We start from the raw sequence: 23,643 nt of genomic DNA on the forward strand, positions 1-23,643 counted from the left end.
TTCAGGCCCCCGGCCGCTCGAGGCGGTAGCCGTGGCCGCGGACCGTGGCGATCGCAGGCTGCCCGCCGAGCTTGCGGCGCAGCGCCGCGATGTGGACGTCGAGGGTCTTCGTCGATCCCGACCAGTGCTCGTCCCACACGTCGCTCATCAGCGTCTCGCGGGTGACGACGGCGCCGGCCTCGGCCGCCAGCCGCGCCAGCAGGTCGAACTCCTTGGCCCGCAGCGCGACCGCCGCGCCGCCGCGGGTGACGGTGCGGGCCGCGAGGTCGACGGTGAGGTCGCCGACGGCGAGCCGCCCGCCGCGGGTGGAGCCCTCGGGCAGCGGTGCCCCCGCCCGTCGCAGGTGGGCGCGCACCCGCGCGGCGAGCTCGGTGTAGCGGACCGGCTTGACCAGGTAGTCGTCCGCCCCCGCCTCCAGAGCCACCACGACGTCCATCTCGTCGGTCCGGGCGGTGAGCACGACGATGACCGCGTCCGGGTGGCCGAGGCGCAGCCGACGGCACACCTCGGCGCCCTCGAGGTCGGGCAGGCCGAGGTCGAGCAGGACGAGGTCCGGCCCCGGCAGCGAGCGGTCGAGCGACGACGCGCCGTCGGCGAACGACCGCACCCGGTGACCCTCGGCCTCGAACCGCGAGGCGAGCACCCCCCTAATGGTCTCGTCGTCCTCGATGACCCACAGCTGCGCCACAGCGCTCCACCATATTGTTGCGGTACGTCTTGCCGACCGTTAACCCGTAGCGGGGCAGAGTCGTGGCGTGACTCTGCCTCGAGGGCGGCTTCCGGTGCGGGCGTGGGCTGCCGTGGTGGCGGCCCGGCTCGTGAGCGGGGCGGCACGCCGCGTGGGCCGGCACGGCTCGGTGATCGGCGGGCGCGTGGCCACGGTGGTCGACCGCCGCGTGCTCGCCCGGCTCGCTGCCGGGCGGACCGTCGTGCTCGTCACCGGCACCAACGGCAAGACCACCACCACCTCGATGATCGCCCGGGTCCTGGGCGGGGCGGACCAGGAGGTCGCCACCAACCACCTCGGCGCCAACATGCCCGACGGGATCACGACCGCACTGCTGGACGACCTCGCGCGCGGCGGAGCGACGTCGGGGTCCGATCAGGGCGTGGCGGTGATGGAGGTCGACGAGTCCTACCTCGGCGAGGTGGCGGCGGCGACCGACCCGCGGGTGATCGTCCTGCTGAACTTCAGCCGCGACCAGCTCGACCGCGTCGGCGAGGTGCGCACCGTCGCCCGCCGGGTCGGGGAGACGGTCGCGGCGCACCCGCGGGCCCGGGTGGTGGCGTTCGCCGACGACGTCCTGTGCGCGGGGGCGGGCCTCGCCGCCTCCGGGGCCGGCGGTCGGGCTCCGGTGTGGGTCTCCTCACCGACCCGCTGGACCGGTGACGCCGGGGTGTGCCCTCGCTGCGACGGCGCGGTCGGGCACGCCGGGGTGCGTTGGGAGTGCTCGGTGTGCGGGCTCGCCCGCCCGGACGGCGACTGGACGCTCACCGGGGACGCCCGCACCGCGACCGTGCACGGCCCCGGCGGCACGACCACCTCCCTCGACCTGGCGCTGCCCGGGCACGCGAACCGGCTCAACGCGGCGTTCGCGCTGGCGGTCGGGGCGGAGCTGGGCGTGGCGCCCGCGGTCGCCGCGGCGCGGCTGCGCGGCCTCGAGCAGGTCGGCGGCCGGTACCGCACGGTCGTCCGGCCCGGCGGCACCACCCGGCTGCTGCTCGCGAAGAACCCCGCCGGCTGGGCGCAGGTCCTCGACCTGCTCGACGAGGGGCCGGTGCGGCCCGTCGTCGTCGCAGTCAACTCCCGCGAGGCCGACGGCCGCGACGTCTCCTGGCTCTGGGACGTGGAGTTCGAGCGGCTCGCCCGCCACCCGCTGATCGCGGCCGGCGACCGGGCCCAGGACCTGTCGGTGCGCCTGGCCTACGCCGGGGTCGCCCACCGGCTCGCCGACGACGCCGTCGCCGCCACCCGCGACACCGTCGGCGAGATCGACCTGGTCGGCAACTACACCGCCTTCCACGACGCGGCCCGGGTGCTGACATGAGCGAGCCCGTCACCGTCGTCCTGCTGCTGCCCGAGGTGCTCGGCACCTACGGGGACGCAGGCAACGCCGCCGTGCTCGCCACGCGGCTGCGCTGGCGCGGGATCCCCGCCCGGGTCCTGTCCGTCGGCTGGACCGACGCCGTCCCGGCCGACGGCGACCTCTACGTCCTCGGCGGCGGCGAGGACGCCGCCCAGGTGCTGGCCGCCGACCGGCTGCGCGACTCGATCGGCCTGCACCGCGCCCTCGACCGTGGCGCACCGACCCTCGCGGTGTGCGCCGGCCTGCAGGTGCTCGGGACCGCGTTCACCGTCGCCGACGGCACCCGCGTCGCGGGGTTGGGCGCGCTCGACCTGGAGACCCGGCCCGGCGGCGGGCCCCGCCGGATCGGCGACGTCGTCGCGGATCCGCTCCTGCCCGGGCTCGACGGACCGTTGGAGGGCTTCGAGAACCACGGCGGCATCACCGAGCTGGGCCCGGACGCCGCCCCGCTGGCGCGCCTGCGCGACCCCGGGCGCGGCCCGGTGGGGGCGGGCAACGGGACCGGTGACCGGCTCGAGGGCGCGGTCTCGGGGCGCGGGCGCGGCAGCGTCGTCGGGACCTACCTGCACGGGCCGGTCCTCGCCCGCAACCCGGCGCTCGCCGACCTGCTGCTCACCCGGGCGGTGGGGGAGCTGCCACCGTTGACGGTGCCCGAGGGGGTGCCGGCGTCGACCGTGGACCGCCTGTTCGGTGGTCGATCCTGTGCAGCGCACTCTCCGGGGCTCAGGACAGGCGCTCGGCGACGTGCGGGGGCATGAGGACGGCGCGTCGCGCCAGCAGGGCCACGAAGCGTGAGGTGAGCGTGTCGGGCTCGGGGCCGGTGGTGGCCGCGAGCTCGCGCTCCGCGCGCGGGACCGGGCGCACGATCCGACCCGTGAACGACGCGGGCACGATGCCCGCGGGCACCAGGGCGGGCCCGATGCCCGCGGCGACCAGCTGCGGGGCCATGGCGATCTGCTCGGTGCGCACCGCCACCTTCGGGCGGAAGCCCACGGCGTCCGCGGCCGCCTCGAGCTGGCCCGCGAGCTCGTGCCCGGCCCCGTACTGGACCCACGCGACGTCGGCGAGCCGCGAGAGTGCGATCTCCCCGCCGCGGACGTCGGGCGGGCCGTCCGGCGGCAGCAGCACGACGAGCTCCTCGGTCCCCAGGACGCGGACCCGGCCCCGCCACCCGCTCGGCGTCGGGCCGATCCCGACGTCGGCCTGCCCGTCGGTCATGGCCGCCGTGAGGCTCTCCGTGCTGTTCTGCTCGAGCAGGCGCACGCCGACGCCGGGGTGGTCGGCGCGCCACCGGGTCAGCACGCCCGGGAGCAGGCCGAGCCCGACGGAGTAGACCACCGCGATCCGCAGCTCCCCGGCGGAGGTCCCGGCCACCGAGCGCGCGGCGGTGGTGGCCCGGGCGGCCGCGTCGACGCAGGCGCGGGCGTGCGGCAGCAGCGCGCGCCCGGTGGGGGTGAGGGCCACCGAGCGGGGCAGGCGGCTGAACAACGAGGCCCCCAGTTCGCGCTCCAGGGCGGCGACCTGCTGGGACAACCCGGGCTGGGAGACCCCCAGTCGCTGGGCGGCCCGTGTGAACGAGCCCTCATCGACGACCGTGAGGTAGGCCTCGAACTGGCGCAGCGTCGGCACGTGTCCAGCATGGACAAGCTCAGCTTATGAAGTCTAGAGCGAGGGTTCTTCGACTTATGGCGAGGTGGGGACAAGCCTGGATCGCGCTGTTGCTGGATCGATCCCGAAGGATTTGCCGTGCTCCCCCTCCGCCGCTTCCCCGTGGGCCTCTCGCTGTTCGCCCTCGCCGTCGGCACGTTCGGCATCGGTACTACCGAGTTCGTCATCATGGGCCTGCTCCCGCAGGTCGCCACCGGTCTCGGTGTCACCGAGCCCGAGGCCGGTCACCTGATCTCGGCCTACGCGCTCGGCGTCGTCGTCGGCGCCCCGCTGCTCGCCGGCCTCTCCGTCACCCTGCGCCGCCGCGCCGTGCTCATGGCGCTCATGGGCACGTTCGCCGTCGGGAACCTGCTCTCCGCACTCGCTCCCGGCATGGACTCGCTGATGGCCATCCGCTTCGTCACCGGGCTGCCGCACGGGGCGTTCTTCGGCGCCGCGTCCGTGGCCGGCGCCTCGATGGTCGGGCACTCGCACCGTGCGCGCGCCGTGTCGAAGGTGTTCCTCGGACTGACCGTCGCCAACGTCGCCGGTGTCCCGCTCGGCACGTTGCTCGGCCAGGCCGCCGGGTGGCGCGCGACGTTCGTGCTCATCGGCGTCATCGGGCTCCTCGCGGTCGCCGCGGTGTGGGCCTTCGTCCCGGACTTCGCCCCCGCCGAGGGCGGCCGCGCCGCGCTGCGCGGTGAGATCGGCGCCCTGCGCCACCCGCAGGTGCTGCTCTCCCTCGGCGCCGTCGTGTTCGGGTTCGGCGCGATGTTCGCCTGCTACTCCTACGTGACCCCGATGCTCACCCAGGTCGGCGGGTTCTCCCCGTCGGTGGTGACGCTGCTGCTGGCCGTCGTCGGGCTCGGTATGACGGCGGGCTCGGTGCTGGGCGGCCGATTCGCCGACCGCGCGCCGCTCAAGACGCTCTGCGGCTGCCTCGTCGCGCTCGCGGTGGTGCTCGCGACGTTCCCGATGACCGTCGGGACCCCGCTGCTCGCGGTCGCCTCGCTGTTCGGGGCCGGCATGTTCTCGCTCGCCCTCGGCCCGGCGATCCAGACGCGGATCATGGACATCGTGGGGGAGGCCCCGACGATGGCCTCGGCCGCGATCCAGTCGGCGTCGAACGTCGCGAACTCGCTCGGCGCGTGGCTCGGCGGCATGGTGATCGCGGCCGGGTTCGGGCTGCTGGCGCCCGCGCTGGTCGGGGCCGTGCTCGCCGTCGCCGGCCTGGCCGTGCTGGTGGTCAGCGGCGGCCTGCAGGTGCACACCCGCCGGGTCCGCCGTCGCGAGGAGACCTTCGCCGCGGAGCTGGTCCCGGCCTGATCCGCCGGCCCCGCCCCTTTCTCGAGCGAAGGGCACCTTCGGTCGATCTATCCGACCGAAGGTGCCCTTCACTCGAAAACCCCGGAACCCCGCTACGACGCCGTCCAGCCCGACCACCGGGTCACGGCCACCTCGATGACCGGACCCTCCGGGGGATCGGCCACGTGCTGCGGATACCGCGCCCCGAGCGCCGCCCGGGCCTCCGTCAGCGCCTCGTCGTCGTCACGCACCACCGCGCGTGCGTCGACCCGGACCCACCACAGCGCCGACCAGTCCTCGGAGTACTCGTCGGCGAGCAGACAGACCGCGGGGTTCGCCGTGATGTTCGCCAGCCGCCGCAGCGACCGGGTCCGCTTGGGCTTGCCGTCGATCGCGACGAGCACCCGGTCGGCCACGACCGCGAACACCACGGGCACCAGGTGCGGTACCCCGGAGCCCGAGACCGTGGCGAGCCGGGCGACGCGGGCGGCGGTGAACCGTGCGCGCGCGTCGTCCGGCCCCAGTGTCGGCACCGTCCTCAGCTCCCGACCAGCGGTGCCAGCTCGTCGAGCTCCTTGAGCACCGTGTCGCGGTCGGCCGAGCTCACGCCGTAGATCACCCGGTCCATCCCGACCCGGTGGTAGCCCTCGATGGCCTCGGGCGAGGTCTCCCCGCCGAACATTGACATCGGGATCCGGCCCCGCCCGGCGTCGGCGGCCCGCGCCTGGAGCTTGTCGGCCCGTTCGGCGAACTCGTCGATGTTGTCCGGCCCGACGCGCTGGGGCATCCACTCGTCGCCGAAGTCGAGGATGCGGTCCTCCACGCCCGGCCCCATGCCGCCGATCAGCACCGGCGGGTGCGGCTGGGTCAGCGGCTTGGGCCACGCCCAGGAGCGGTCGAAGTCCACGAACTCGCCGTGGAACTCGGCCTCCTCCTGGGTCCACAGCTCCTTCATGGCCTGGATCTGCTCGCCGAGCAGGCGCATGCGGGTCTTGGGGTTGGTGCCGTGGTCGGCCATCTCCTCCCGGTTCCACCCCGCGCCGACGCCGAACAGGAACCGGCCGCCGGAGAGCCGGTCGAGCGAGGCGACCTCCTTGGCGGTGTGGATCGTGTCGCGCTGGATGACCAGGGCGATGCCGGTGCCGACCTTGAGCGTCGTCGTCGCGGCCGCCGCGGCCATGAGGCCGACGAACGGGTCGTAGGTGTGCGCGTACATCCGGGGCAGGTCACCGCCGCCGGGGTACGGCGACTCCCGCGAGACCGGGATGTGGGAGTGCTCGGGGAACCACAGCGAGTCGAAGCCGCGGTCCTCCACCTCCTTGGCCAGGGTCGGCGGGTCGATCGCGTAGTCGGTCGGGAACATCATGATGCCGTGATCCACGTGGCTGAGGTTCCCCCGACCCGGCCGGGACCACACGGCCCGCGCGCGAGCGCGCCCCGGTGGTCCATCATGCGCGCGTGGCCTGGGAAGAGACCCTCACCGAGCAGGAAGTACGACGCGCCCACGACCAGCTGGAACAGCTCCTCGAACGCCAGGCGCGGATGGGGACGGCGGACGTCGTCACCTACCACCCCCCGGAGGCGATCGCCCAGCGCGACCTCTTCGCGCTGGCGGGCACGCACGTCGACGGCACCCAGTGGACCGTCGGGGACTGCGACCACCGCTTCCCGCTCCAGTCGATCTCCAAGGTGTTCACCTACGCGCTCGCGCTGGAGGACAACGGCCGGGAGGCGACGCTGACCCGCGTCGGCGTCGAGCCCTCCGGCGACCCGTTCAACTCGCTGGCCTTCGACGAGATCCTCCGCCGCCCGCACAACCCGATGGTCAACGCGGGCGCCCTCGTCGCGGCCGACATCATCGGCGGGGTCGATGTGGAGGAGAAGATCGGTCGGCTGCTCGAGCGGCTGCGGCTCTACACCGGCAACCCCGAGCTGGAGGTCGACCAGGAGCTGCTCGAGGCCCAGCTCGCGGACGCCGACCGCAACCTCGGGATCAGCTACTACATGCGCTCGCTGGGCATGCTGGTCGGCGAGGTGGCCGACATCCTCACCGTCTACCTCTCGGTCTGCTCGGTGATGGTGACGACGGCCGAGCTCTCGGTCGCGGCCGCCACCCTCGCGCACGGCGGGGTGAACCCCCGCACCGAGGAGCGCGCGATGCCGCGCACCTACGTCCGCGACGTCATCGGCGTGATGTTCACCTGCGGCATGTACGACGCGGCCGGCCAGTGGGCCAACGACGTCGGCATTCCGGCCAAGAGCGGCGTCTCGGGCGGGATCCTGGCGACGATCCCCAACCAGGTCGGGCTCGGGGTGTTCTCGCCGGGCCTGGACATGCACGGCAACTCGGTGCGCGGGGTCAACGTCTGCCGCGAGCTCTCCGACCGCTTCGGCCTGCACATCTTCGCCGACCCCAGCGAGACCCAGCTCGGCCGTCTCGGAGCCAGGGTCTGGCCGGAGCCCGAGCCGGAACCGGAGCCCGGGGCGCTGGACCCGGAGCCGCGCGAGGAGGAGTCCGAGGGTTCGGGGTCCGGGACGGTTCCCGTCGTCGTCGAGGCCCAGACCTGAGAGGGTGCGCGGCGTGGGCATCCTCGATCGCTTCCGTCTCGACGACCGCGTGGCGGTCGTCACCGGCGCCTCCTCCGGCCTGGGCGCCGTCTTCGCGCGCACGCTGGCCGAGGCCGGGGCCGACGTCGTGCTCGGCGCCCGGCGTATCGAGAAGCTCGACGACACCCGGGCCGAGGTCGAGAAGCTCGGCCGGCGCGCGGTGGCCGTGCGCACCGACGTCGCCGTGCCCGAGGACTGCCAGACGCTGATCGACGCGGCGATGACCGAGTTCGACCACGTCGACGTGCTGGTCAACAACGCCGGGATCGGGACCGGGGCGCCCGCGACCCGCGAGCCCCCCGAGCAGTTCCGGGAGGTGATCGACATCAACCTCAACGGCTGCTACTGGATGGCGCAGGCGGCGGCGAAGGTCATGGCGCCGGGCAGCGTCATCGTCAACATCTCCTCGGTGCTGGGCCTCACGACGGCGGGGCTGCCGCAGGCGGCGTACTCCGCGTCGAAGGCGGGGCTCATCGGGCTCACCCGGGACCTCGCGCAGCAGTGGACCCCGCGCAAGGGCATCCGGGTCAACGCGCTCGCCCCGGGCTTCTTCACCTCGGAGATGACCGACAGCTACCCGGAGGGCTACCTGGATTCCCAGCTGCCGCGGATCCTCGCCGGCCGGATCGGGGATCCCGACGAGCTCGCCGCCGCGCTGGTCTTCCTGTGCTCCGACGCCGGGTCCTACGTCACCGGGATCACGCTGCCGGTCGAGGGCGGGCTGCTCACCAGCTGACGCAGGTAGGACGGATGTGGTCGTCAGGACGACCACATTCGTTCACATGGTGCGGAGCACCTGCGCCGCCTCCAGCAGGCTCGGCCCGTACCAGGTCAGCAGGCGCCCGCTGACCAGCGCGGACGGCGCGTCGAACGCCTCCGGGCCGTCGTCGGCGGTGAACCGGTAGGGCTCGTCGGGCAGGACGACGAGGTCGTGCGGGGGGAGGTCGGCGACGTCGACGCGCGGGTAGCGCTCGGCGCCCGGCCCGCCGTCGGCGAAGGCGTTGTCGATGCCGAGCCGGTCGAGGATCGCCCCGGTGAAGGTGTCGCGGCCGACCACCATCCACGGCTTGCGCCAGATCGGGACGATCGCGGTGCGCCGCTCGGCGGCGGGCACCCGCGGCAGGTCGGCCCACGCCTTCTCGGCGCCCTCGAGCCAGGCCGGGCGCTCCAGCCCGCACGCCGCGAGCATCCCGTCGAGGCTCGCGAAGGCGCCATCGACGGTGCGCACGTCGGTCACGTAGACCGCGAGGCCGGCGTCGCGCAGGGCCGCGAGGTCAGCGGGACGGTTCTCCTCGTCGTTGGCGACGACGAGGTCCGGTGCCAGGGCGACGATCGACTCGACGTCCGGGTTCTTCGTCCCGCGCACCCGGGCCGGGGGAGCGCTGCCGGCGTCGTCGAGGTCGAGCGGATGGGTGCACCAGTCGGTGACCCCGACGAGCAGGCCGGGCTCGGTCACCCCGATCGCCTCGGTCAGCGAGGGGACGAGGCTCACCACGCGCCGGACGCGGGCCGGGAGCGCCACCTCGTTCCCCAGGTCGTCGCGGACGGTCTCGGCGGTCGTCGGGTCGGCCATGGGTCCGATCGTGCCAGGCCCGCCGACCCTGCGGAGCACGATGACCGAGGTCACCCGGTACCGTGCGTCCCTCACACTTCGAGGGGGCGCGAATGGACCGCTGGGCATCCGGGATCGACACCGCGTGGCTGCAGCTCGAGCAGGAGACCAACCGGATGGTGGTCCACGGGGTGCTGTTCTGCGACGGCCCGGTGGACCTCGAGACGCTCCGCGCGCGGGTGCGGGAGCGGTGGGTCGAGGTCTACCCCGGCTTCCGCCAGCGGCCCACCTGGCCGACCGGGCCCGTCGGGCCGGCCCGCTGGGTCGACGCCCCACCGGACCTGGCGGCGCACGTCACCACGCTCGCGCTCCCCGAGCCCGGCGACGACGCCGCCCTCGCGGGCCGCGTCGGTGAGCTGATGTCCCGGCCGCTGCCCGCCGACCGGCCGTGGTGGCGGATCGAGCTGGTGACGGGGTACGCGGGCGGCTCCGCGGTGCACGTCGCCATCCACCACGGGCTCGCCGACGGCGTCGCGCTGAGCCACCTCTTCCACGCGTTGGCCGACCCCGTGACCGACCCGCGGACGCCCGCTGCGTACGGCCGGCCGCCCCGCGAGCCGAGGCCGGTGCACGACCTGCGGCTGATGCGTCGGGAGCTCCGCGACCGGGCGTCGTCGCTGTGGCGGACGATCAAGCACTCCGGGACCCCCGAGGGCGCCTCGGAGCTCCTCGCGACCGGCCGGGCCGTGAAGTCCTCGGCCATGCTCCTGGCGAACCCCCCGCGCGAGAAGCCGTCCCCGCTGCAGGGCCGGCCCGGCGTGGCGAAGGCCGCCCGCTGGACCTCCGACGTCTCCCTGGACGCGGTGAAGGCGGCGGGGAAGGCCGCGGGCGGCAGCGTCAACGACGTCGTCTGCGCGTCGATCGCCGGCGCGCTGCGGACCCACCTCGACGGCGCCGACGTCCCGCGGCTGCGCGCGGTGATGCCGACCAACCTGCGCCCGCTCGACCAGCCGGTCTCCGCCGAGCTCGGCAACGAGTTCGGGCTCGTCCTGCCCCCGTTGCCCACCGACGAGCCCGACCCGGTGCGTCGCGTCGAGCGGATGCACCACGCGATGGCGACGATCAAGCGGACCAACCAGGCGCTGGCGAGCTTCTCCGGGATCGCGGTCGCCGGGCTCGGGACGCCGGGGCACACCCAGAACCTGGTGGGCCGCTACGCCCGCGCCGCGTCCCTGATCATCTCCAACGTCCCCGGCCCGCTCGAGGAGCTGGTGGTCGGCGACGTGCGCGTCCGCGACCTGATGTTCTGGGTGCCGTGCTCGGGCAACCTCGGACTCGGGGTCTCGGTGCTCTCCTACGCCGGGCGGGTGCGCCTCGGCGTCGACGCCGACCTCGGTCTCATCGGGGGTCAGGAGGGGATGGACCGGTTCACCGACGCCCTCGACGCCGAGCTCACGCGCCTGTAGCGGGCCTCAGGCGAGCGGCTTGCGGCCGCGGTGCACGATCCGGTCCTTGCCGAGCACGACGAGCCCGCCGAGCACCACGACGAGCGCCATGTCGCCCCCGAGCCGCTGCAGCCCCTCGAGGGCCAGCCCGGCGTCCAGGCTCACCACCCCCATGCCGAGCACGCCCGCGGCCGGCACGAGGGCCAGGGCGATGAGCGCGCCCGCGAGGACCGCCTCGCGGAACGACGTCACGATCACGAGGCCGGCCACGGCGCCGGCCGCGGCGACGAGCCAGTCCGCGGCGGTCGGGTCGATGATCAGGTGCATGCCCTCGCTGCTCGCGAGCGTCTTCGGGGAGGCCAGTCCGAGCGCGCGCAGCACGACGAAGGCGAGCCCGCCGCCCGTCGCCATCAGCAGGTAGCCGACGACGATCGAGACGACGGCCCGCCGGATCGCGTACGCGCTGCGCCGGACGAGAGCGACGCCGAGCATCGCCACCGGCTCGAAGGCGGGCGCGAGCACCGCGCACGCAGCCAGGGCGAGCGCCTGGGGGACGGGTGGGGAGAGCAGGCCCGCGACGCTGATCGCCCCGCCCAGGACCATGAGCACGAGGAAGTTCACCGAGAGCCGGCCGTGGTGGCGCAGGGAGCGCTCGAACTCCTCCCAGGGGGTCTCGTCCGCGTCGTCGTCGATCGCCGACTGCGCGCCGGTGGCGACCATGCTCGAGATCCCGCCGGTCGCGACGGCGATGCGGCCGTGGTCCTGGGCGTGCGAGGCGGCGGCGAGGACGTCGTCGATCGACCGGTTGAGGGCGTGGACGGTGACGACGTCCCCGGGCGGCTTGATGCCGGCGTCGCGCTCCACCGACAGCGCGAGCACCCCGTCGATCTTCTCGAGGGCCGCCAACGTCTCGTCAGTGGCAACCGATGGCAGGACAATCTCGACGGTGTGGTGCAACCCGACCTCCTCGCCCGTTCCGGTGCGCCGCCGACCGACGATCGGGGACGCCGGGCACTACCCGGACCGGACGAATCGCACACGGCGTTCGCGCGTGGGCGGGTCGGGTCAGTACTCCGTCACGCCGGCGTCGGGCGCGATCTCGTGTGCGGTGACGTAGCGGGACTCGTCGGAGGCGAGGAAGAGCACGGTGTCGGCGACGTCCTCGGGCGCGGTGATCTCGACCGGCAGCATCGTGGTGAACATCCCGGCCGGCCGCGGGTTCTCGGTCATCGCCTCCCCGAGGGCGGTCTGCATCGCCGCGCTGCCCATGCCGGTCGCCATCCCGGTGGGGTGCACGCTGTTCACGCGGATCGAGTGACCTTCCCCGCGACCCGACCCGCCATGGCCCCTCCCGTCCTCGTGACACGTCCTGCCAGGAAACAGTGAGCGACGGTCACACGAGTGGACCCAGGGGGGACGCGCGGTCACCTGCACGGCGCCGACCGGGTGCTCTGACGTAGGCCGAACGGAGGAGGGTGGTGCCGGTGATGTTGCACGTCGTCACACTCGTGCTGGCAACGTCGCGGAGGAGGGGTGCCCGCATGATCACCGACGATCCCTGGGAGCCGGGGATGACGCCGCGGAACCGGTCGTGAGCGGCCTCGCCCGAGGGCTCCTGCTCCTGCTGCTCGGCGCGTTGCTCGGCCTCGGGACCGCCGCGTGCATGAGCACGGGGGGTTACACCTCGGGGGCGACGACGACCCCCGCCGCACCGCCGTCGCCGGGCGCCCCCACCTCGACGACGCAGGACCCCGCCGTGGCCTCGGCCGCCATGGCGCCACCCGTCAGCGCCATCCCGCAGGGCACCTACCGCAACCAGATCACGCCCGACGGGCCGCAGACGCTGATCATCGGGCCCGGGGCCAGTTACACCCAGCTGGTCACGAACAGCGGACAGAGCTGGCAGGGAACGCTCGCCCAGAACGCCGCGGACCGCGTGACGTTCACGAGCGCCGCGGGCGCGCCGTGCGCCGGCCAGCCCGGGCTCTACCGGGTGACGGTCAACGGGTCGGCCCTGAACCTGCAGACGGTGTCCGACTCCTGCCCGAGCCGGGCCACGGCCTTCACCTCGGCCCCGTGGACGAAATAGGTGCGCTGCCGCGCACGTGAGCACTTTCCGGGGCCATAGCCCCGGAAAGTGCTCACCTGGGCTCCGCCCACCTACATGGAACGCCGGTACTGCCCACCGACCCCGAAGAACGCGTCGGTGAGCTGACCGAGCGAGCACACCCGCGCTGCGTTCATCAGCTCGGTGAAGACGTTGTCGCCGTTGGTCGCCGCGTCCTGCAGCCGCCGGATCGCCTCCGTGGACTCCGAGGCGTGCCGGGCCTGGAAGTCGTCGAGGCGCGCGAGCTGCGAGGTCTTCTCCTCCTCGGTCGCCCGGGAGAGCTCGATCTCCTGGGGCTCCTCGCCGTCGGCGTCGGGAGGCGGCAGGAAGGTGTTGACGCCGACGATCGGCAGCGAGCCGTCGTGCTTGCGGCCCTCGTAGAGCATCGACTCGTCCTGGATCTTGCCGCGCTGGTAGCCGGTCTCCATGGCGCCCAGCACCCCGCCGCGCTCGGCGATGCGGTCGAACTCGGCGAGCACCGCCTCCTCGACGAGGTCGGTGAGCTCCTCGATGACGAACGAGCCCTGCAGCGGGTTCTCGTTGAGCGAGAGGCCCCACTCCCGGTTGATGATCAGCTGGATCGCGAGCGCCCGACGGACCGACTCCTGCGACGGCGTCGTCACGGCCTCGTCGTAGGCGTTGGTGTGCAGCGAGTTGGCGTTGTCGTAGAGCGCGCAGAGGGCCTGCAGCGTGGTGCGGATGTCGTTGAACTGCATCTCCTGCGCGTGCAGCGAGCGACCCGAGGTCTGCACGTGGTACTTCAGCTTCTGCGACCGCTCGTTCGCGCCGTAGCGCTCGCGCATCGCGACGGCCCAGATCCGGCGCGCGACCCGCCCGATCACCGAGTACTCGGCGTCCATCCCGTTCGAGAAGAAGAACGAGAGGTTCGGGGCGAAGTCGTCGATGTCCATCCCGCGGGCGAGGTAGGACTCGACGTAGGTGAACCCGTTGGAGAGCGTGAACGCCAACTGCGAGATCGGGTTCGCCCCGGCCTCGGCGATGTGGTAGCCGGAGATCGAGACCGAGTAGAAGTTCCGGACCTTGTGCGCGATGAACCATTCCTGGATGTCGGCCATCATGCGCAGCGAGAACTCGGTGGAGAAGATGCAGGTGTTCTGGCCCTGGTCCTCCTTGAGGATGTCGGCCTGCACCGTACCGCGGACGTTCGCGACCGCGTGCGCGACGAGGTCCTCGCGCTCCTCCGACGACGGGTCGCGGCCCTCCTTCTCGACGAACGCGTGGACGACCTGGTCGATCGCGGTGTTGAGGAAGAACGCCAGCATCGTCGGGGCCGGGCCGTTGATCGTCATCGAGACCGACGTCGTCGGTGAGGACAGGTCGAAGCCGGAGTAGAGCACCTTCATGTCGTCGAGCGTCGCGATCGAGACGCCGGAGGTGCCGACCTTGCCGTAGACGTCCGGGGGAGTGGCGGGGTCGCGGCCGTAGAGCGTGACCGAGTCAAAGGCCGTCGAGAGGCGCTTGGCCGGCGAGTCCTCGGAGAGGTAGTGGAACCGCCGGTTGGTGCGGAACGGGTCGCCCTCGCCGGCGAACATGCGGGCGGGGTCCTCGCCCTCGCGCTTGAACGCGAACACCCCGGCGGTGAACGGGAAGTGCCCGGGCAGGTTCTCGACCCGCAGGAACCGCAGCACCTCCTCGTCGGCGCCGAAGCGCGGCAGCGACACCCGGTTCACCTTCGAGCCCGAGAGCGTCTCGCGGGTGAGCTGCGTGCGCAGCTCCTTGTCGCGGACGTTGACCACGAGCTCGTCGCCGGCGTAGTCCTCCTTGGTCTGCTCCCAGCCGTCGAGCAGCTCCGCGGCTTCGCGGGGCAGATCGCGCTCGGCCGCCTCGAGCACCGCGGGCAGCTCGCCGGCGTCGCGGTCGCCGAGGGCCTCGCGGGCCTGGCGCAGCGCGGAGCGGCGGCGGGCGGCGGCGACCATCGACTCGGTCTCGTCGTGGTATGCGCGCACCGTCGCGGCGATGTCGGCGAGGTAACGCTCGCGGTCGGCGGGGATCGCCGAGCCAGCGAACGTGGAGACGGCGGTGTCGGGGATCTCGAGCCGACCCTCGCCCTGGGCCAGGCCGTGCTCGGCGAGCAGCGAGATCAGCTTGCCGTAGAGGGCGGTGACGCCCTCGTCGTGGAAGGTGGCGGCGCTGGTCCCGTAGACCGGCATGTCCTCCCAGCTCTGGCCGAACGCGTCGCGGTTGCGCAGCAGCTGGCGGGCGACGTCGCGCCGGGCGTCGTCGCCGCCGCGGCGCTCGAACTTGTTGATGGCGACGACGTCGGCGAAGTCCAGCATGTCGATCTTCTCGAGCTGCGACGCGGCGCCGAACTCCGGCGTCATCACGTAGAGCGAGACGTCGGCGAACTCGACGATGCCCGCGTCGCCCTGCCCGATCCCGGGGGTCTCGACGACGACGAGGTCGGCGCCCGAGGCGCGCAGCACGGCGATGACGTCGGCGAGCCGCTCGGGCAGCGCGGTACCCGAGCCCCGGTTGGCCATCGAGCGGAAGGAGATCGGGCCGCCGAGCGCGTTCATGCGGATGCGGTCGCCGAGCAGCGCGCCACCCCCGCGACGGCGGGTCGGGTCGACGGCGAGCACCGCCACCTTGAGCTTGTCCTCGCGGTCCAGCCGGGCGCGGCGCACCAGCTCGTCGGTGAGCGAGGACTTCCCGGAGCCGCCGGTGCCGGTGATCCCGAGGACGGGCACGTGGTGGTCGGCGTTCGCGGCGTCGACCCGCTCGCGGACGTCGTCGGGCAGCGCCCCGGACTCGGCCATCGTCACCGCCCGCGCCACGACCGCGCGCTCGCCGGTGAACAGCCCCTCCCACGACGACGGGGCACGCGCGGCGAGGTCCTCGTCGCACTTCCGGATGATCGTGTTGATCATACCGGGCAGGCCGAGGGACTGGCCGTCCTGCGGGGAGAAGATCCGCGACACCCCGTGGGCGTGCAGCTGGTCGATCTCGCGCTGGACGATGACGCCGCCGCCCCCGCCGTACACGCGCACGTGGCCGGCCCCGCGCTCGCGCAGCAGGTCGACCAGGTAGGTGAAGTACTCGACGTGCCCGCCCTGGTAGGAGCTGATCGCGACGGCGTGCGCGTCCTCCTCCACGGCGGCGGAGACCACGTCGTCCACCGAGCGGTCGTGCCCGAGGTGGATCACCTCGGCGCCCTGGCGCTGGAGGATCCGCCGCATGATGTTGATCGCGGCGTCGTGCCCGTCGAACAGGCTGGCCGCGGTGACCACGCGGATCGGGTTGCTCGCCACGTAGAGGTCGCTCTGCGTCGTCGCTTCCTGCGCCATGGGGCGGATCGTCCTCGCTGCTCGACACCGGCGCCGGGTGACGCCCGCCCACCAATATAGTAGGACGTCCGACTATTGTGGAGGGGTGGTGCTCTCCGCCACGTAGGCGAGCAGCCCGACCAGCGTGCCGGAGCCCAGCAGTTCACCCGATCCGGCGAGCCGGACGACGTCGGACACCGGCACCCAGCGCGCCCGCCCCGGCTCGTGGCGGTCGAGGGGCTCGTCGCTGCGCCGCGCGTCGCGCCAGAGGTGGACGTGCACCGTCGTCGAGACGCCCCCGGGCAGCGGCTCGAAGTCGAGGAGCGGCCGCCCCGGCCCGTGGGGTCGCCACCCGGTCTCCTCGGCCGTCTCCCGCGCCGCGGCCACCCGGGCCTCCTCGCCGTCGTCGATCGCGCCGCCGGGCAGTTCCCAGCCGTAGCGGTTCACCGGGTACCGGTAGGTGCGCAGCATCAGCACCTCCTCGCCCGCCTCCCCGTCCCGGAGGACGAGGGCCACCGCCACCCGGGGCAGATGGACGACGGGGTAGTCGAACCGGTCGCCCTCCGGTGCGGTGACCTCGTGCACCTCGAGGCGCACGCCGGGCTGGGCCGAAGAGTCGGACGGCGGCCACACCGTGGTGGTCGCGTGGGTGATCCACGAGTCGGCCGGTGTCACGTCCGTAACTTCTGTCTCACGATGCAACGACTTGTGATCGAAAAAGTCACCTTAACCGGTGATGTCGTGGGGCCCATGTGTGTTCACGAAGTCACGCTCGGGTATCAAGCAGTCCCGACCACCTCGGTCGGAGAGAGACGAGGGAGTTTCATGATCATCCTCGGGGTCATCCTGATCATCATCGGGGCCATCACCGGCATCTCGATCCTGTACACGATCGGCGCGATCCTCGCTGTCGTCGGTCTCGTACTGACCATCCTCGGTGCCGTCGGCCGTGGTGTGGGTGGTCGCAAGACGTACTTCTAGGACTTCCTCCAGGGCGCCGCTCCGCCCGTCCCCGGCGAGGGGGACGGGCGAGCACGCCCCTCGCCGCCGCGTCAGACGAGGCCGCGCGCCACCGCCGCGGCCGACGTCGCGCCGGCCTTGCGGTGGTGGACGTCCCCGCCTCGGGAGAGCGCGGCAGCGCGGTGCGCAGCTGCACGGCCACCACGCCCGCCTCGAGCGCGTCGCGCGGTGGAATCCGGCCCGCGGCGACCATCGGCAGCGTCTCGGCCCTCACGGCGCCGACTCCGGAACGAACGGCACTCCCGCTGCTGCTCGGCGCCGGCGATCTCCGCGCGGGTCTCCGCGGGTCGGTCACCCGAGCCACCCCGCCGGGTCGTCCCAGGCGGTCAGGGCGCGGCGGGTGTGGACGGTGCGGCGCTCCCCGGTGCGCGGGTCCGGCCAGGTCAACGTCGCGGCGAGCAGCTGCAGCGGGGCGCGGAAGTCGTCGAGCGGCACGTCGCGGAGCTCCGGGTAGAACGGGTCGCCGAGGATCGGGATCCCGAGCGAGGCCAGGTGCAGCCGCAGCTGGTGGGTCCGGCCGGTGCGCGGGGTGAGGCGGTGGCGCGCGATCGGGCCGAGCAGCGGGTCGTCGCGGTGCTGGAGGAGCTCGACCAGGGTCTCGGCGTTCGGCTCCCCGGGGACCTCCCGCGCGGTGACGACGCCGCGCTCCTTGGTGATGCGCGAGCGCACCGTCGTCGTCGGGGGAAGCGTGGGGTCGTACCGGGTGACCGCGGTGTAGGTCTTCTCGACGCGGCGGTCGCGGAACAGGTTCTGGTAGGAGCCGCGCGCCTCGCGGCGGATCACGAAGAGCACCAGCCCGGCGGTCACCCGGTCGAGCCGGTGGGCGGGGGAGAGGTCGGGCAGGCCGTGCTCGTCGCGCAGCCGCACCAGGGCGGTCTCGCGGACGTGGCGCCCGCGCGGGATCGTCGCGAGGAAGTGGGGCTTGTCGGCGACGAGGACGTCGTCGTCGCGGTACGCCACGTCGATCGCGAACGGCACCGGGGCCTCGTCGGGGAGGTCCCGGTGGAACCAGACCGATCCGCCACTGACGTACGGCGCGTCGGTGTCGAGGGGGCCTTCGGCGTCGTGGAAGCGGCCGGCGGCGAACATCGCGTCGATCCGGTCGGCGGGCAGCGGGACGCGGGTGACGAGGTGCTCGCGGATCGTGCGCCAGCGGTCCGACACCGGCAGCCGCATCCGGGCCGGGTCGAGCCCGAACCGGGGCGGGAGCGAGGCGGGCGGGCGCATCGGTCTCCATCTTCCACCGGGTGTCGCCGGACGCGCCGTGGATCAGGCGTGGCCGACCAGCGCATCCGAGACGATCTTGCGCTGGATCTCCGACGTGCCCTCGAAGATCTTGGTGAGCCGTGCGTCGCGCCAGTACCGCTCCACCGAGTACTCCGTGGTGTAGCCGTTGCCCCCGAAAATCTGAAGCGCCTGGCTCGTCACCTGCTCCGCGGTCTCCGAGGCGACCAGCTTGGCCTGCGAGGTCTCGACATCCGCGGACTCACCCGAGTCGACCAGCCACGCCGCGTGCATCCACAGCTGGCGGGCCGCCTCGACCTGCGCGGACATGTCGGCGATCGCGTGCCGGATCACCTGCTGCTCACCGATCGGGTGCCCGAACTGCACCCGCTGCCGGCAGTAGGCGACCGCGTCCTCCAGGGCACCCCGTGCCAGGCCGACCGCCCGCGCCGCCGTCTGCACCCGGGCCGGGCCGAGCCAGCGCAGGCTGTCCTTGAACCCCTGGCCCTCCTCCTGGCCGGTGTCCTGCAGGGCGTCGGCGGGCAGGCGCAGGCCGTCGAACCGCAGCTCCCAGGTGGTGAGCCCGTAGTAGCCGATCTTGTCGATGGGGGTGCCGGAGACGCCATCGGGGAAGGAGCCGCGGTTCTTCTCGACGAGGAAGAGCTCCAGCCCGTCCGAGCGGCCCTCGCCCTCGCGCGGCGGCCGGGTGCGGGCGAGCAGGTGCAGGAAGTCGGCGCGCAGCGCGTGGCCGACCCAGCGCTTCGTCCCGGTGATCACCCAGTCCTCGCCGTCGCGCTCGGCCGAGCACTCGACGTTGGCGAGGTCCGACCCCGCCGACGGCTCCGAGAACGCGATCCCGCCGATCCACCGGCCCGACGCCGAGAGCCGGAGCAGCTCGGCGTGCCGGCCCGGGTCCGGGGAGGCGCAGCCGGTCCCGTTGCCGCGTGCGATGATGCTGGCGACGCTCATCCATCCGCGCGCGAGCTCCTCGCAGATCAGGGCGTACTCGAAGACGCCGAGCCCGAGCCCGCCGTGCTCGCGGTCGACCATGATCCCGAAGTAGCCGAGCTCGGCGAGCCGCTCGAGCAGCGCGTCGGGGATCTCGCCGCGCTGCGGGTCGAGCTCGTCGGCGAGCGGGAGCACGTCTTCCATGGCGAACGCCCGCGCCGTGCGCTGGATCTCCCGCCGCTCGGGGGTGAGGTACACGCTCGTGGTCGGCGCGATCGTCTCGACGCCCTCGAGGTTCTTCCGACTCCAGGTCACGAACCCGTGCTTTCCCGACGCCGGGGCCTTCCCCACCTGGCCGGTCGGACGTCACCTCCCGTCGGACTCGGTTCAGACCCGGTCGGCACCCGCCCGCAGCGCCCGGAACTTCTCCCAGACGACGCTCGGATGCACCTCGGGCTGGTAGCTCGCCCGAGAGGAGAACCCGCAGTCGGCGCCGGCGATGACCTGCTCGCGTCCCACGGCGTCGACGTAGTGGCGCAGCATCTCGACGACGAGGTCCGGGTGCTCGACGTAGTTCTGGGCGTGCCCGAGCAGGCCGGGGATCAGGATCGCGTCGCCGAGCTTCGCCTTCAGCCCGGCGTCCTGCCAGATCGTCCACTCGTGCATGTGCCGCGGGTTCGCGACCTCGAACGAGTACGCGCCCGCCCGGATCGCGAGCATCGGCCCCGCCACCTCGGCCATCGTGATGTCGTGGACGCGCGGACCGTGGTTGAGGCCGTAGCAGGTGTGCAGGCGGATCCGCTCGGTCGGGATGTCGCGCAGCGCGTGGTTGACGATCTCGGCGTGCTCGGCCGCGGTCCGCTGCCGCTCCTCGGGCTCCAGGGCCGGGTCCGACAGGATCTCGATGAGCCACGGGTCGTCGATCTGCAGCAGGAACCCGGCGTCGACGATCGCCAGGTACTCCTCGCGCAGCGCCTCGGCGACGGCCGTGTAGTACTCGGTGTCGGTGGCGTAGTACTCGTTGCGGCCGAACCCGCGCGGTGAGGTCGAGGGCAGGAACGCCTCGGTGTGGTCCACCCCGACGAGGGCCGCGCGCAGGTTCTCGATGTCGGTGCGCACCTGGTCCTGGCCGGTGTAGGAGACGGGCCCGACACAGGCGACGGTGACCATCGGCGCGACGGTCTTCGAGTACTTCCCCAGGTACTGCTCGTAGTACTCGGGGAAGGCGTCGATCTCGAGCTTCCACGACGGCGGCAGCAGCTTCTCCCCGGAGCTCGGCGAGAACCCGTCGAGGCGGTCCTGGACGTAGGTCGCGAAGCTGACCTTGCCCATCTCGCCGTCGGTGACGACGTCGAGGCCCACCTCGGCCTGCCTCGCGACGACGTCCCGCACGGCCTCGGTGACCTGCTTCGCGAAGCCGGCCACGTCGTAGGGACGGCCGTGCTCCTTCTCGCGCATGGTGTCGAGCAGGGCCTCCGGACGGGCGAGGCTGCCGACGTGGGTGGTGAGGATCCGCTCGCTGCTGCGCTGCATGGACCCGACGCTAGGAAGCCGGCCTCTCCGGGGGCACCGTGGTGTTCGCGGCACCGGAACGGCCGTCCAGGGCAGGGAGGAACTCCCCCTGCCGGTCGACGAGGGTGCCGACGGCCTCGCGCAGCGGACGAACCGGCAGAGGTAGACCAAGCCGTGGTCGTCGCCGTCGCCGACCACGACGTGCTCCCACCGGTCGCCGGTCTCGGCGGTGGTGGCGTGGACGACGACGGTGTGCTGCGGCGTCCCATCGGGCGTCGGGAAGTCGTGCTCGCCCAGCCGGCGGCCGACGACGACGTCGGTCACCCCGGTCTCCTCCGCGACCTCCCGCGCGGCCGCCTCCTCGAGCGACTCGCCGTCGTCGATCCCGCCGCCCGGGAGCTGGGTGCCGGCCTCGGGGTAGTCGCGGTGGTCGAAGACGAGCAGCTCCGGGCCGTCCGGCGTGTCGCGGGTGAGGGCGACGCTGACCCGTCGTCGGGGCGCGGGCGTGATCACCGGGACAGCATCGCCGTCCGGACCCCGGACGCGGAACCGTGGTGTCCCGGTGATCACCGGCCCCGGCGCGCGCCCTCGACGGCCCGCCGGATCGCGATCGAGCATGTGCGCCATCCCGCCCTCGCCGCCCGCGAGGTGGAAGGTCAGGCAGGGCCCGTGGACCGGCCAGCGCAGGCCGGGGCCCCTCGGTGATCGCGGCGTCGATCTGCTCGACCAGCGGGATCAGGTAGGGCGGGTTGAACGGGTGCCCGACGACGAGGCGGGACGGATCGGGCGTCGTCGTCGCCATCTCGCCCAACGGGAAGCCCGAGGTGGAGGCGGCGACCACCATGTCCTCGCCGGTCGCGGCCACGAGGTCGGCGAGGAGCGCGCGCTTGAGCTCGAGATCCTCCGGCGCGCTCTCCTGGACGAACCCGGCCCCGTCGCAGGCCTCCGCCACCGATCCCGCCACCCGCAACCGCGACCGGTCGGCGCCGTCGTCGAGACCCGGCTCCACCAGGGCCGGCCGGGCCGCGTCGACGGTGCGCCGCAGCGTCGCCTCGGCGTCGGGAGCCGGATCCCACGCCACGACGTCGAACCCGCGGGCCAGGAAGTGCGCGGCCCACCCGCCGCCGATCACGCCGGCGCCGATGCACGCGACGTGGCCGGTCACGGGGTCCTCAGCCCGAAGATCCGCCTCCTGCGTGGATCGCAAGGAGCTGACTGATCGATCAGTCAGTCTCGAACCGGGCGTCCGTGGCCGGCCGCGCAGCCCTGTCGGTCCACTCGCCGGGCTGTCATCCTCCGGGGCGTGGCCTACGCGAACGACGTCGGTGGGATGCACGGCTTCGGGGAGCTGCCGGAGGGCGGCGGGCCGACCTTCGGGTCGGTGTGGGAGGCGCAGACGTTCGTGCTGAACCAGGCGTTCGTCGCGGCCGGCGCATACACCCTCGACGAGTTCCGGGCGACGATGGAGCGGATCCCGCCGGCGGAGTACTACGCGATGCCGTACTTCGAGCGCTGGCTCACCGCGCTGGAGGCGCTGGTGGGGGAGTCGTCGTGAAGGTCGGCGACCGGGTGCGGGTGCGGACGATGAATCCGCCGGGCCACAACCGGGCGCCGCGCTACGTGCGGGGGCACGTCGGCGAGGTCGTGCGGCTCGTCGGCGACGGGCGCTTCCCCGACGAGTCCGCGGTCGTCGGCGACGCGGCGCGCCGGGAGGAGATCGTCACCGTCGCCTTCGCCGCCCCGGAGCTGTGGGGCCCGGACGGTCATCCCGCCGACCGGGTGCACGTCGACCTCTTCGTGAGCTACCTGGAGCAGCCGGGCGAGCGGAGCGACGGGGGGACGACGCCGTGAGCGGCGCCGGCCACCACCGCAACGCCGAGCTGCAGGCCCGGGTGAATCGCCTGCTCGACCTCGCCGAGGCGCGCGGGGTGATCACCCGCGCCGAGGTCGACCAGCGCATCGAGGCGTTCGGTGACCGGGTCACGGCCCGCAACGGAGCCGAGATGGTGGTGCGGGCGTGGCACTCCCCGGAGTACCGGGAGCGGCTGCTCGCCGACGCCGGCGCGGCCGCCGCGGAGCTCGGGCACGCCGGGGGTGGCTACAGCTCGGACATCGGGCTGCACGCGGTGGCGAACACGCCCGGCGTGCACAACGTCGTCGTCTGCACGCTGTGCTCGTGCTACCCATTGGCGTGGCTGGGCCCGCCGCCGCCCTGGTACAAGAGCGAGGCCTACCGCTCGAGGGTGGTGCGGGACCCGCGCGGCGTGCTGGCCGAGTTCGGGCTGGTGCTGCCGGAGTCGACCGAGGTCCGGGTGTGGGACGCAAGCGCCGAGGCGCGGTACCTCGTGGTGCCCGAGCGGCCCGACGGTCTCGAGGCGCTCACCGAGGCCGAGCAGCTCGACCTCGTCACCCGCGACTGCCTCATCGGGGTGGCCGTCCCGGCGCTGGCGGCGCGGGTGTAGGGATTCGAGGGTGAGGACGCGGGAGCTCGCGGGGCGGGCGCTGGTGGGGCTGGTCGGCGCGATGACGACGGGCGGTGGACTGGCGGCCGACGCCCTCGTCCCGACGACGGCGCGCCAGCACCTGCGCAATCCCCGCTGGCCGGGGCACGCGAAGTTCCACGACGCGCAGTACATCGTCATGAGCGTGCTGCTGGGCGGCTACTCCTTGCGGCTCGTGACGTCGCGGCGCGGCGACCCGGACCGCAACCTCCTCGCGGCCGCGGCGATCTCCGCCACCCCGTGGCTGGGCATGTACGGCGCGGCGGCGTTCCCGGGGACGGCGCTGGTCGACGAGGAGTTCGACACCCCGAAGGTGCTCGGCCTCGACCCGAACCTGTTCGTCGCGACGGCGTGCCTGGCGGCGCTCGGGGCCGGCGTCGGGCTGGCCCGGTCGGGGAGCTGAG

Annotated in this window: 24 protein-coding genes and 1 pseudogene; 12 read left to right on the forward strand and 13 right to left on the reverse strand. The window is 73.3% G+C overall.

The features are described from left to right. Position 1: 1 nt before the first annotated feature. Positions 2–688, reverse strand: a complete 687-nt coding sequence (locus tag VGH76_RS19950) for a response regulator transcription factor (protein ID WP_331558465.1) — start codon at positions 686–688, stop codon at positions 2–4. Between the two features lie 67 nt (positions 689–755). On the opposite strand from VGH76_RS19950, the gene VGH76_RS19955 reads away from it, so the two are divergent. After that, positions 756–2,048, forward strand: coding sequence for a MurT ligase domain-containing protein (locus VGH76_RS19955; RefSeq protein ID WP_331558466.1), 1,293 nt, complete (start codon positions 756–758; stop codon positions 2,046–2,048). Further along, entirely contained in the window at positions 2,045–2,845 is an 801-nt protein-coding gene (locus tag VGH76_RS19960; protein ID WP_331558467.1) for a glutamine amidotransferase, read from the forward strand. The genes VGH76_RS19955 and VGH76_RS19960 overlap by 4 nt, the downstream gene beginning before the upstream one ends. Here the strand turns inward: VGH76_RS19960 and VGH76_RS19965 are convergent. Continuing rightward, positions 2,811–3,716: a LysR family transcriptional regulator gene (locus VGH76_RS19965; protein WP_331558468.1), complete on the reverse strand. Its 906-nt coding sequence runs from the start codon at positions 3,714–3,716 to the stop codon at positions 2,811–2,813. The genes VGH76_RS19960 and VGH76_RS19965 overlap by 35 nt on opposite strands. Positions 3,717–3,857: 141 nt before the next feature. Here VGH76_RS19965 and VGH76_RS19970 point away from each other — a divergent pair, with 141 nt between their 5' ends. Next, positions 3,858–5,060, forward strand: a complete 1,203-nt coding sequence (locus tag VGH76_RS19970) for an MFS transporter (RefSeq protein WP_331558501.1) — start codon at positions 3,858–3,860, stop codon at positions 5,058–5,060. Between the two features lie 92 nt (positions 5,061–5,152). Here the strand turns inward: VGH76_RS19970 and VGH76_RS19975 are convergent, their stop codons facing one another. Together VGH76_RS19975 and VGH76_RS19980 are read right to left on the reverse strand one after the other, a co-directional pair. Further along, complete coding sequence (locus VGH76_RS19975; RefSeq protein ID WP_331558469.1) at positions 5,153–5,572, reverse strand: TIGR03668 family PPOX class F420-dependent oxidoreductase; 420 nt, start codon at positions 5,570–5,572, stop codon at positions 5,153–5,155. Positions 5,573–5,577: 5 nt separating this feature from the next. Beyond that, entirely contained in the window at positions 5,578–6,420 is an 843-nt protein-coding gene (locus VGH76_RS19980; protein WP_331558470.1) for an LLM class F420-dependent oxidoreductase, read from the reverse strand. A 77-nt stretch (positions 6,421–6,497) separates the two neighbouring features. Here VGH76_RS19980 and glsA point away from each other — a divergent pair, with 77 nt between their 5' ends. After that, entirely contained in the window at positions 6,498–7,607 is a 1,110-nt protein-coding gene (gene glsA, locus VGH76_RS19985) for a glutaminase A (RefSeq protein WP_331558471.1), read from the forward strand. Between the two features lie 13 nt (positions 7,608–7,620). Further along, the gene (locus VGH76_RS19990) at positions 7,621–8,382 is read left to right on the forward strand and encodes an SDR family NAD(P)-dependent oxidoreductase (RefSeq protein ID WP_331558472.1); all 762 of its coding nucleotides are present in this window, start codon (positions 7,621–7,623) and stop codon (positions 8,380–8,382) included. A gap of 42 nt (positions 8,383–8,424) precedes the next feature. Here the strand turns inward: VGH76_RS19990 and VGH76_RS19995 are convergent, their stop codons facing one another. Further along, entirely contained in the window at positions 8,425–9,219 is a 795-nt protein-coding gene (locus VGH76_RS19995) for a helical backbone metal receptor (RefSeq protein WP_331558473.1), read from the reverse strand. A gap of 92 nt (positions 9,220–9,311) precedes the next feature. Between VGH76_RS19995 and VGH76_RS20000 the strand changes: the two genes are divergently transcribed. Then, a complete protein-coding gene (locus VGH76_RS20000) occupies positions 9,312–10,664 on the forward strand; it encodes a wax ester/triacylglycerol synthase domain-containing protein (RefSeq protein ID WP_331558474.1) in 1,353 nt (450 codons plus the stop codon). A gap of 6 nt (positions 10,665–10,670) precedes the next feature. Here the strand turns inward: VGH76_RS20000 and VGH76_RS20005 are convergent, their stop codons facing one another. Beyond that, positions 10,671–11,549, reverse strand: a complete 879-nt coding sequence (locus tag VGH76_RS20005; RefSeq protein WP_331558475.1) for a DUF389 domain-containing protein — start codon at positions 11,547–11,549, stop codon at positions 10,671–10,673. Between the two features lie 159 nt (positions 11,550–11,708). After that, on the reverse strand, positions 11,709–11,948 hold the full coding sequence (locus tag VGH76_RS20010; protein WP_331558476.1) for an SDR family oxidoreductase: 240 nt from the start codon (positions 11,946–11,948) through the stop codon (positions 11,709–11,711). 286 nt (positions 11,949–12,234) lie between these two features. Here VGH76_RS20010 and VGH76_RS20015 point away from each other — a divergent pair, with 286 nt between their 5' ends. Continuing rightward, positions 12,235–12,732, forward strand: a complete 498-nt coding sequence (locus tag VGH76_RS20015; protein WP_331558477.1) for a hypothetical protein — start codon at positions 12,235–12,237, stop codon at positions 12,730–12,732. A gap of 71 nt (positions 12,733–12,803) precedes the next feature. Here VGH76_RS20015 and icmF read toward each other — a convergent pair whose 3' ends face one another. Both icmF and VGH76_RS20025 read right to left on the reverse strand, forming a co-directional pair. Further along, complete coding sequence (icmF, locus tag VGH76_RS20020; RefSeq protein WP_331558478.1) at positions 12,804–16,055, reverse strand: fused isobutyryl-CoA mutase/GTPase IcmF; 3,252 nt, start codon at positions 16,053–16,055, stop codon at positions 12,804–12,806. A gap of 72 nt (positions 16,056–16,127) precedes the next feature. Next, the gene (locus VGH76_RS20025; RefSeq protein ID WP_331558479.1) at positions 16,128–16,709 is read right to left on the reverse strand and encodes an NUDIX hydrolase; all 582 of its coding nucleotides are present in this window, start codon (positions 16,707–16,709) and stop codon (positions 16,128–16,130) included. A gap of 150 nt (positions 16,710–16,859) precedes the next feature. On the opposite strand from VGH76_RS20025, the gene VGH76_RS20030 reads away from it, so the two are divergent. Next, positions 16,860–17,015, forward strand: coding sequence for a hypothetical protein (locus VGH76_RS20030; RefSeq protein ID WP_274199477.1), 156 nt, complete (start codon positions 16,860–16,862; stop codon positions 17,013–17,015). 330 nt (positions 17,016–17,345) lie between these two features. On the opposite strand, the gene VGH76_RS20035 is transcribed toward VGH76_RS20030, so the two are convergent. From VGH76_RS20035 to VGH76_RS20050, 4 genes and pseudogenes are all read right to left on the reverse strand, one after another. Further along, positions 17,346–18,281, reverse strand: a complete 936-nt coding sequence (locus tag VGH76_RS20035; RefSeq protein WP_331558480.1) for a pseudouridine synthase — start codon at positions 18,279–18,281, stop codon at positions 17,346–17,348. Between the two features lie 42 nt (positions 18,282–18,323). Continuing rightward, positions 18,324–19,541 carry an acyl-CoA dehydrogenase family protein gene (locus VGH76_RS20040; protein ID WP_331558481.1) on the reverse strand — a complete coding sequence of 406 codons (1,218 nt, stop codon included), beginning with the start codon at positions 19,539–19,541 and terminating at the stop codon, positions 18,324–18,326. 72 nt (positions 19,542–19,613) lie between these two features. Further along, on the reverse strand, positions 19,614–21,251 hold the full coding sequence (locus tag VGH76_RS20045) for an NUDIX domain-containing protein (RefSeq protein WP_331558502.1): 1,638 nt from the start codon (positions 21,249–21,251) through the stop codon (positions 19,614–19,616). Between the two features lie 96 nt (positions 21,252–21,347). Beyond that, positions 21,348–21,903 (reverse strand): annotated as a pseudogene (locus tag VGH76_RS20050) (3-hydroxyacyl-CoA dehydrogenase NAD-binding domain-containing protein); the annotation flags it as partial. 138 nt (positions 21,904–22,041) lie between these two features. Between VGH76_RS20050 and VGH76_RS20055 the strand changes: the two are divergent. Genes VGH76_RS20055 through VGH76_RS20070 form a run of 4 tightly spaced genes read left to right on the forward strand, consistent with a single transcriptional unit; the run spans position 22,042 to position 23,642 of the window. Then, a complete protein-coding gene (locus VGH76_RS20055) occupies positions 22,042–22,293 on the forward strand; it encodes a hypothetical protein (protein ID WP_331558482.1) in 252 nt (83 codons plus the stop codon). Beyond that, entirely contained in the window at positions 22,290–22,589 is a 300-nt protein-coding gene (locus VGH76_RS20060; protein WP_331558483.1) for an SH3-like domain-containing protein, read from the forward strand. The genes VGH76_RS20055 and VGH76_RS20060 overlap by 4 nt, the downstream gene beginning before the upstream one ends. Next, positions 22,586–23,200, forward strand: coding sequence for a nitrile hydratase subunit alpha (locus VGH76_RS20065; protein ID WP_331558484.1), 615 nt, complete (start codon positions 22,586–22,588; stop codon positions 23,198–23,200). The genes VGH76_RS20060 and VGH76_RS20065 overlap by 4 nt, the downstream gene beginning before the upstream one ends. Before the next feature lie 10 nt (positions 23,201–23,210). Continuing rightward, a complete protein-coding gene (locus VGH76_RS20070) occupies positions 23,211–23,642 on the forward strand; it encodes a DUF6640 family protein (RefSeq protein ID WP_331558485.1) in 432 nt (143 codons plus the stop codon). The last annotated feature ends 1 nt before the right edge of the window (position 23,643 follow it).

This window comes from Actinomycetospora sp. (assembly GCF_036497585.1).
Lineage (GTDB): Bacteria > Actinomycetota > Actinomycetes > Mycobacteriales > Pseudonocardiaceae > Actinomycetospora.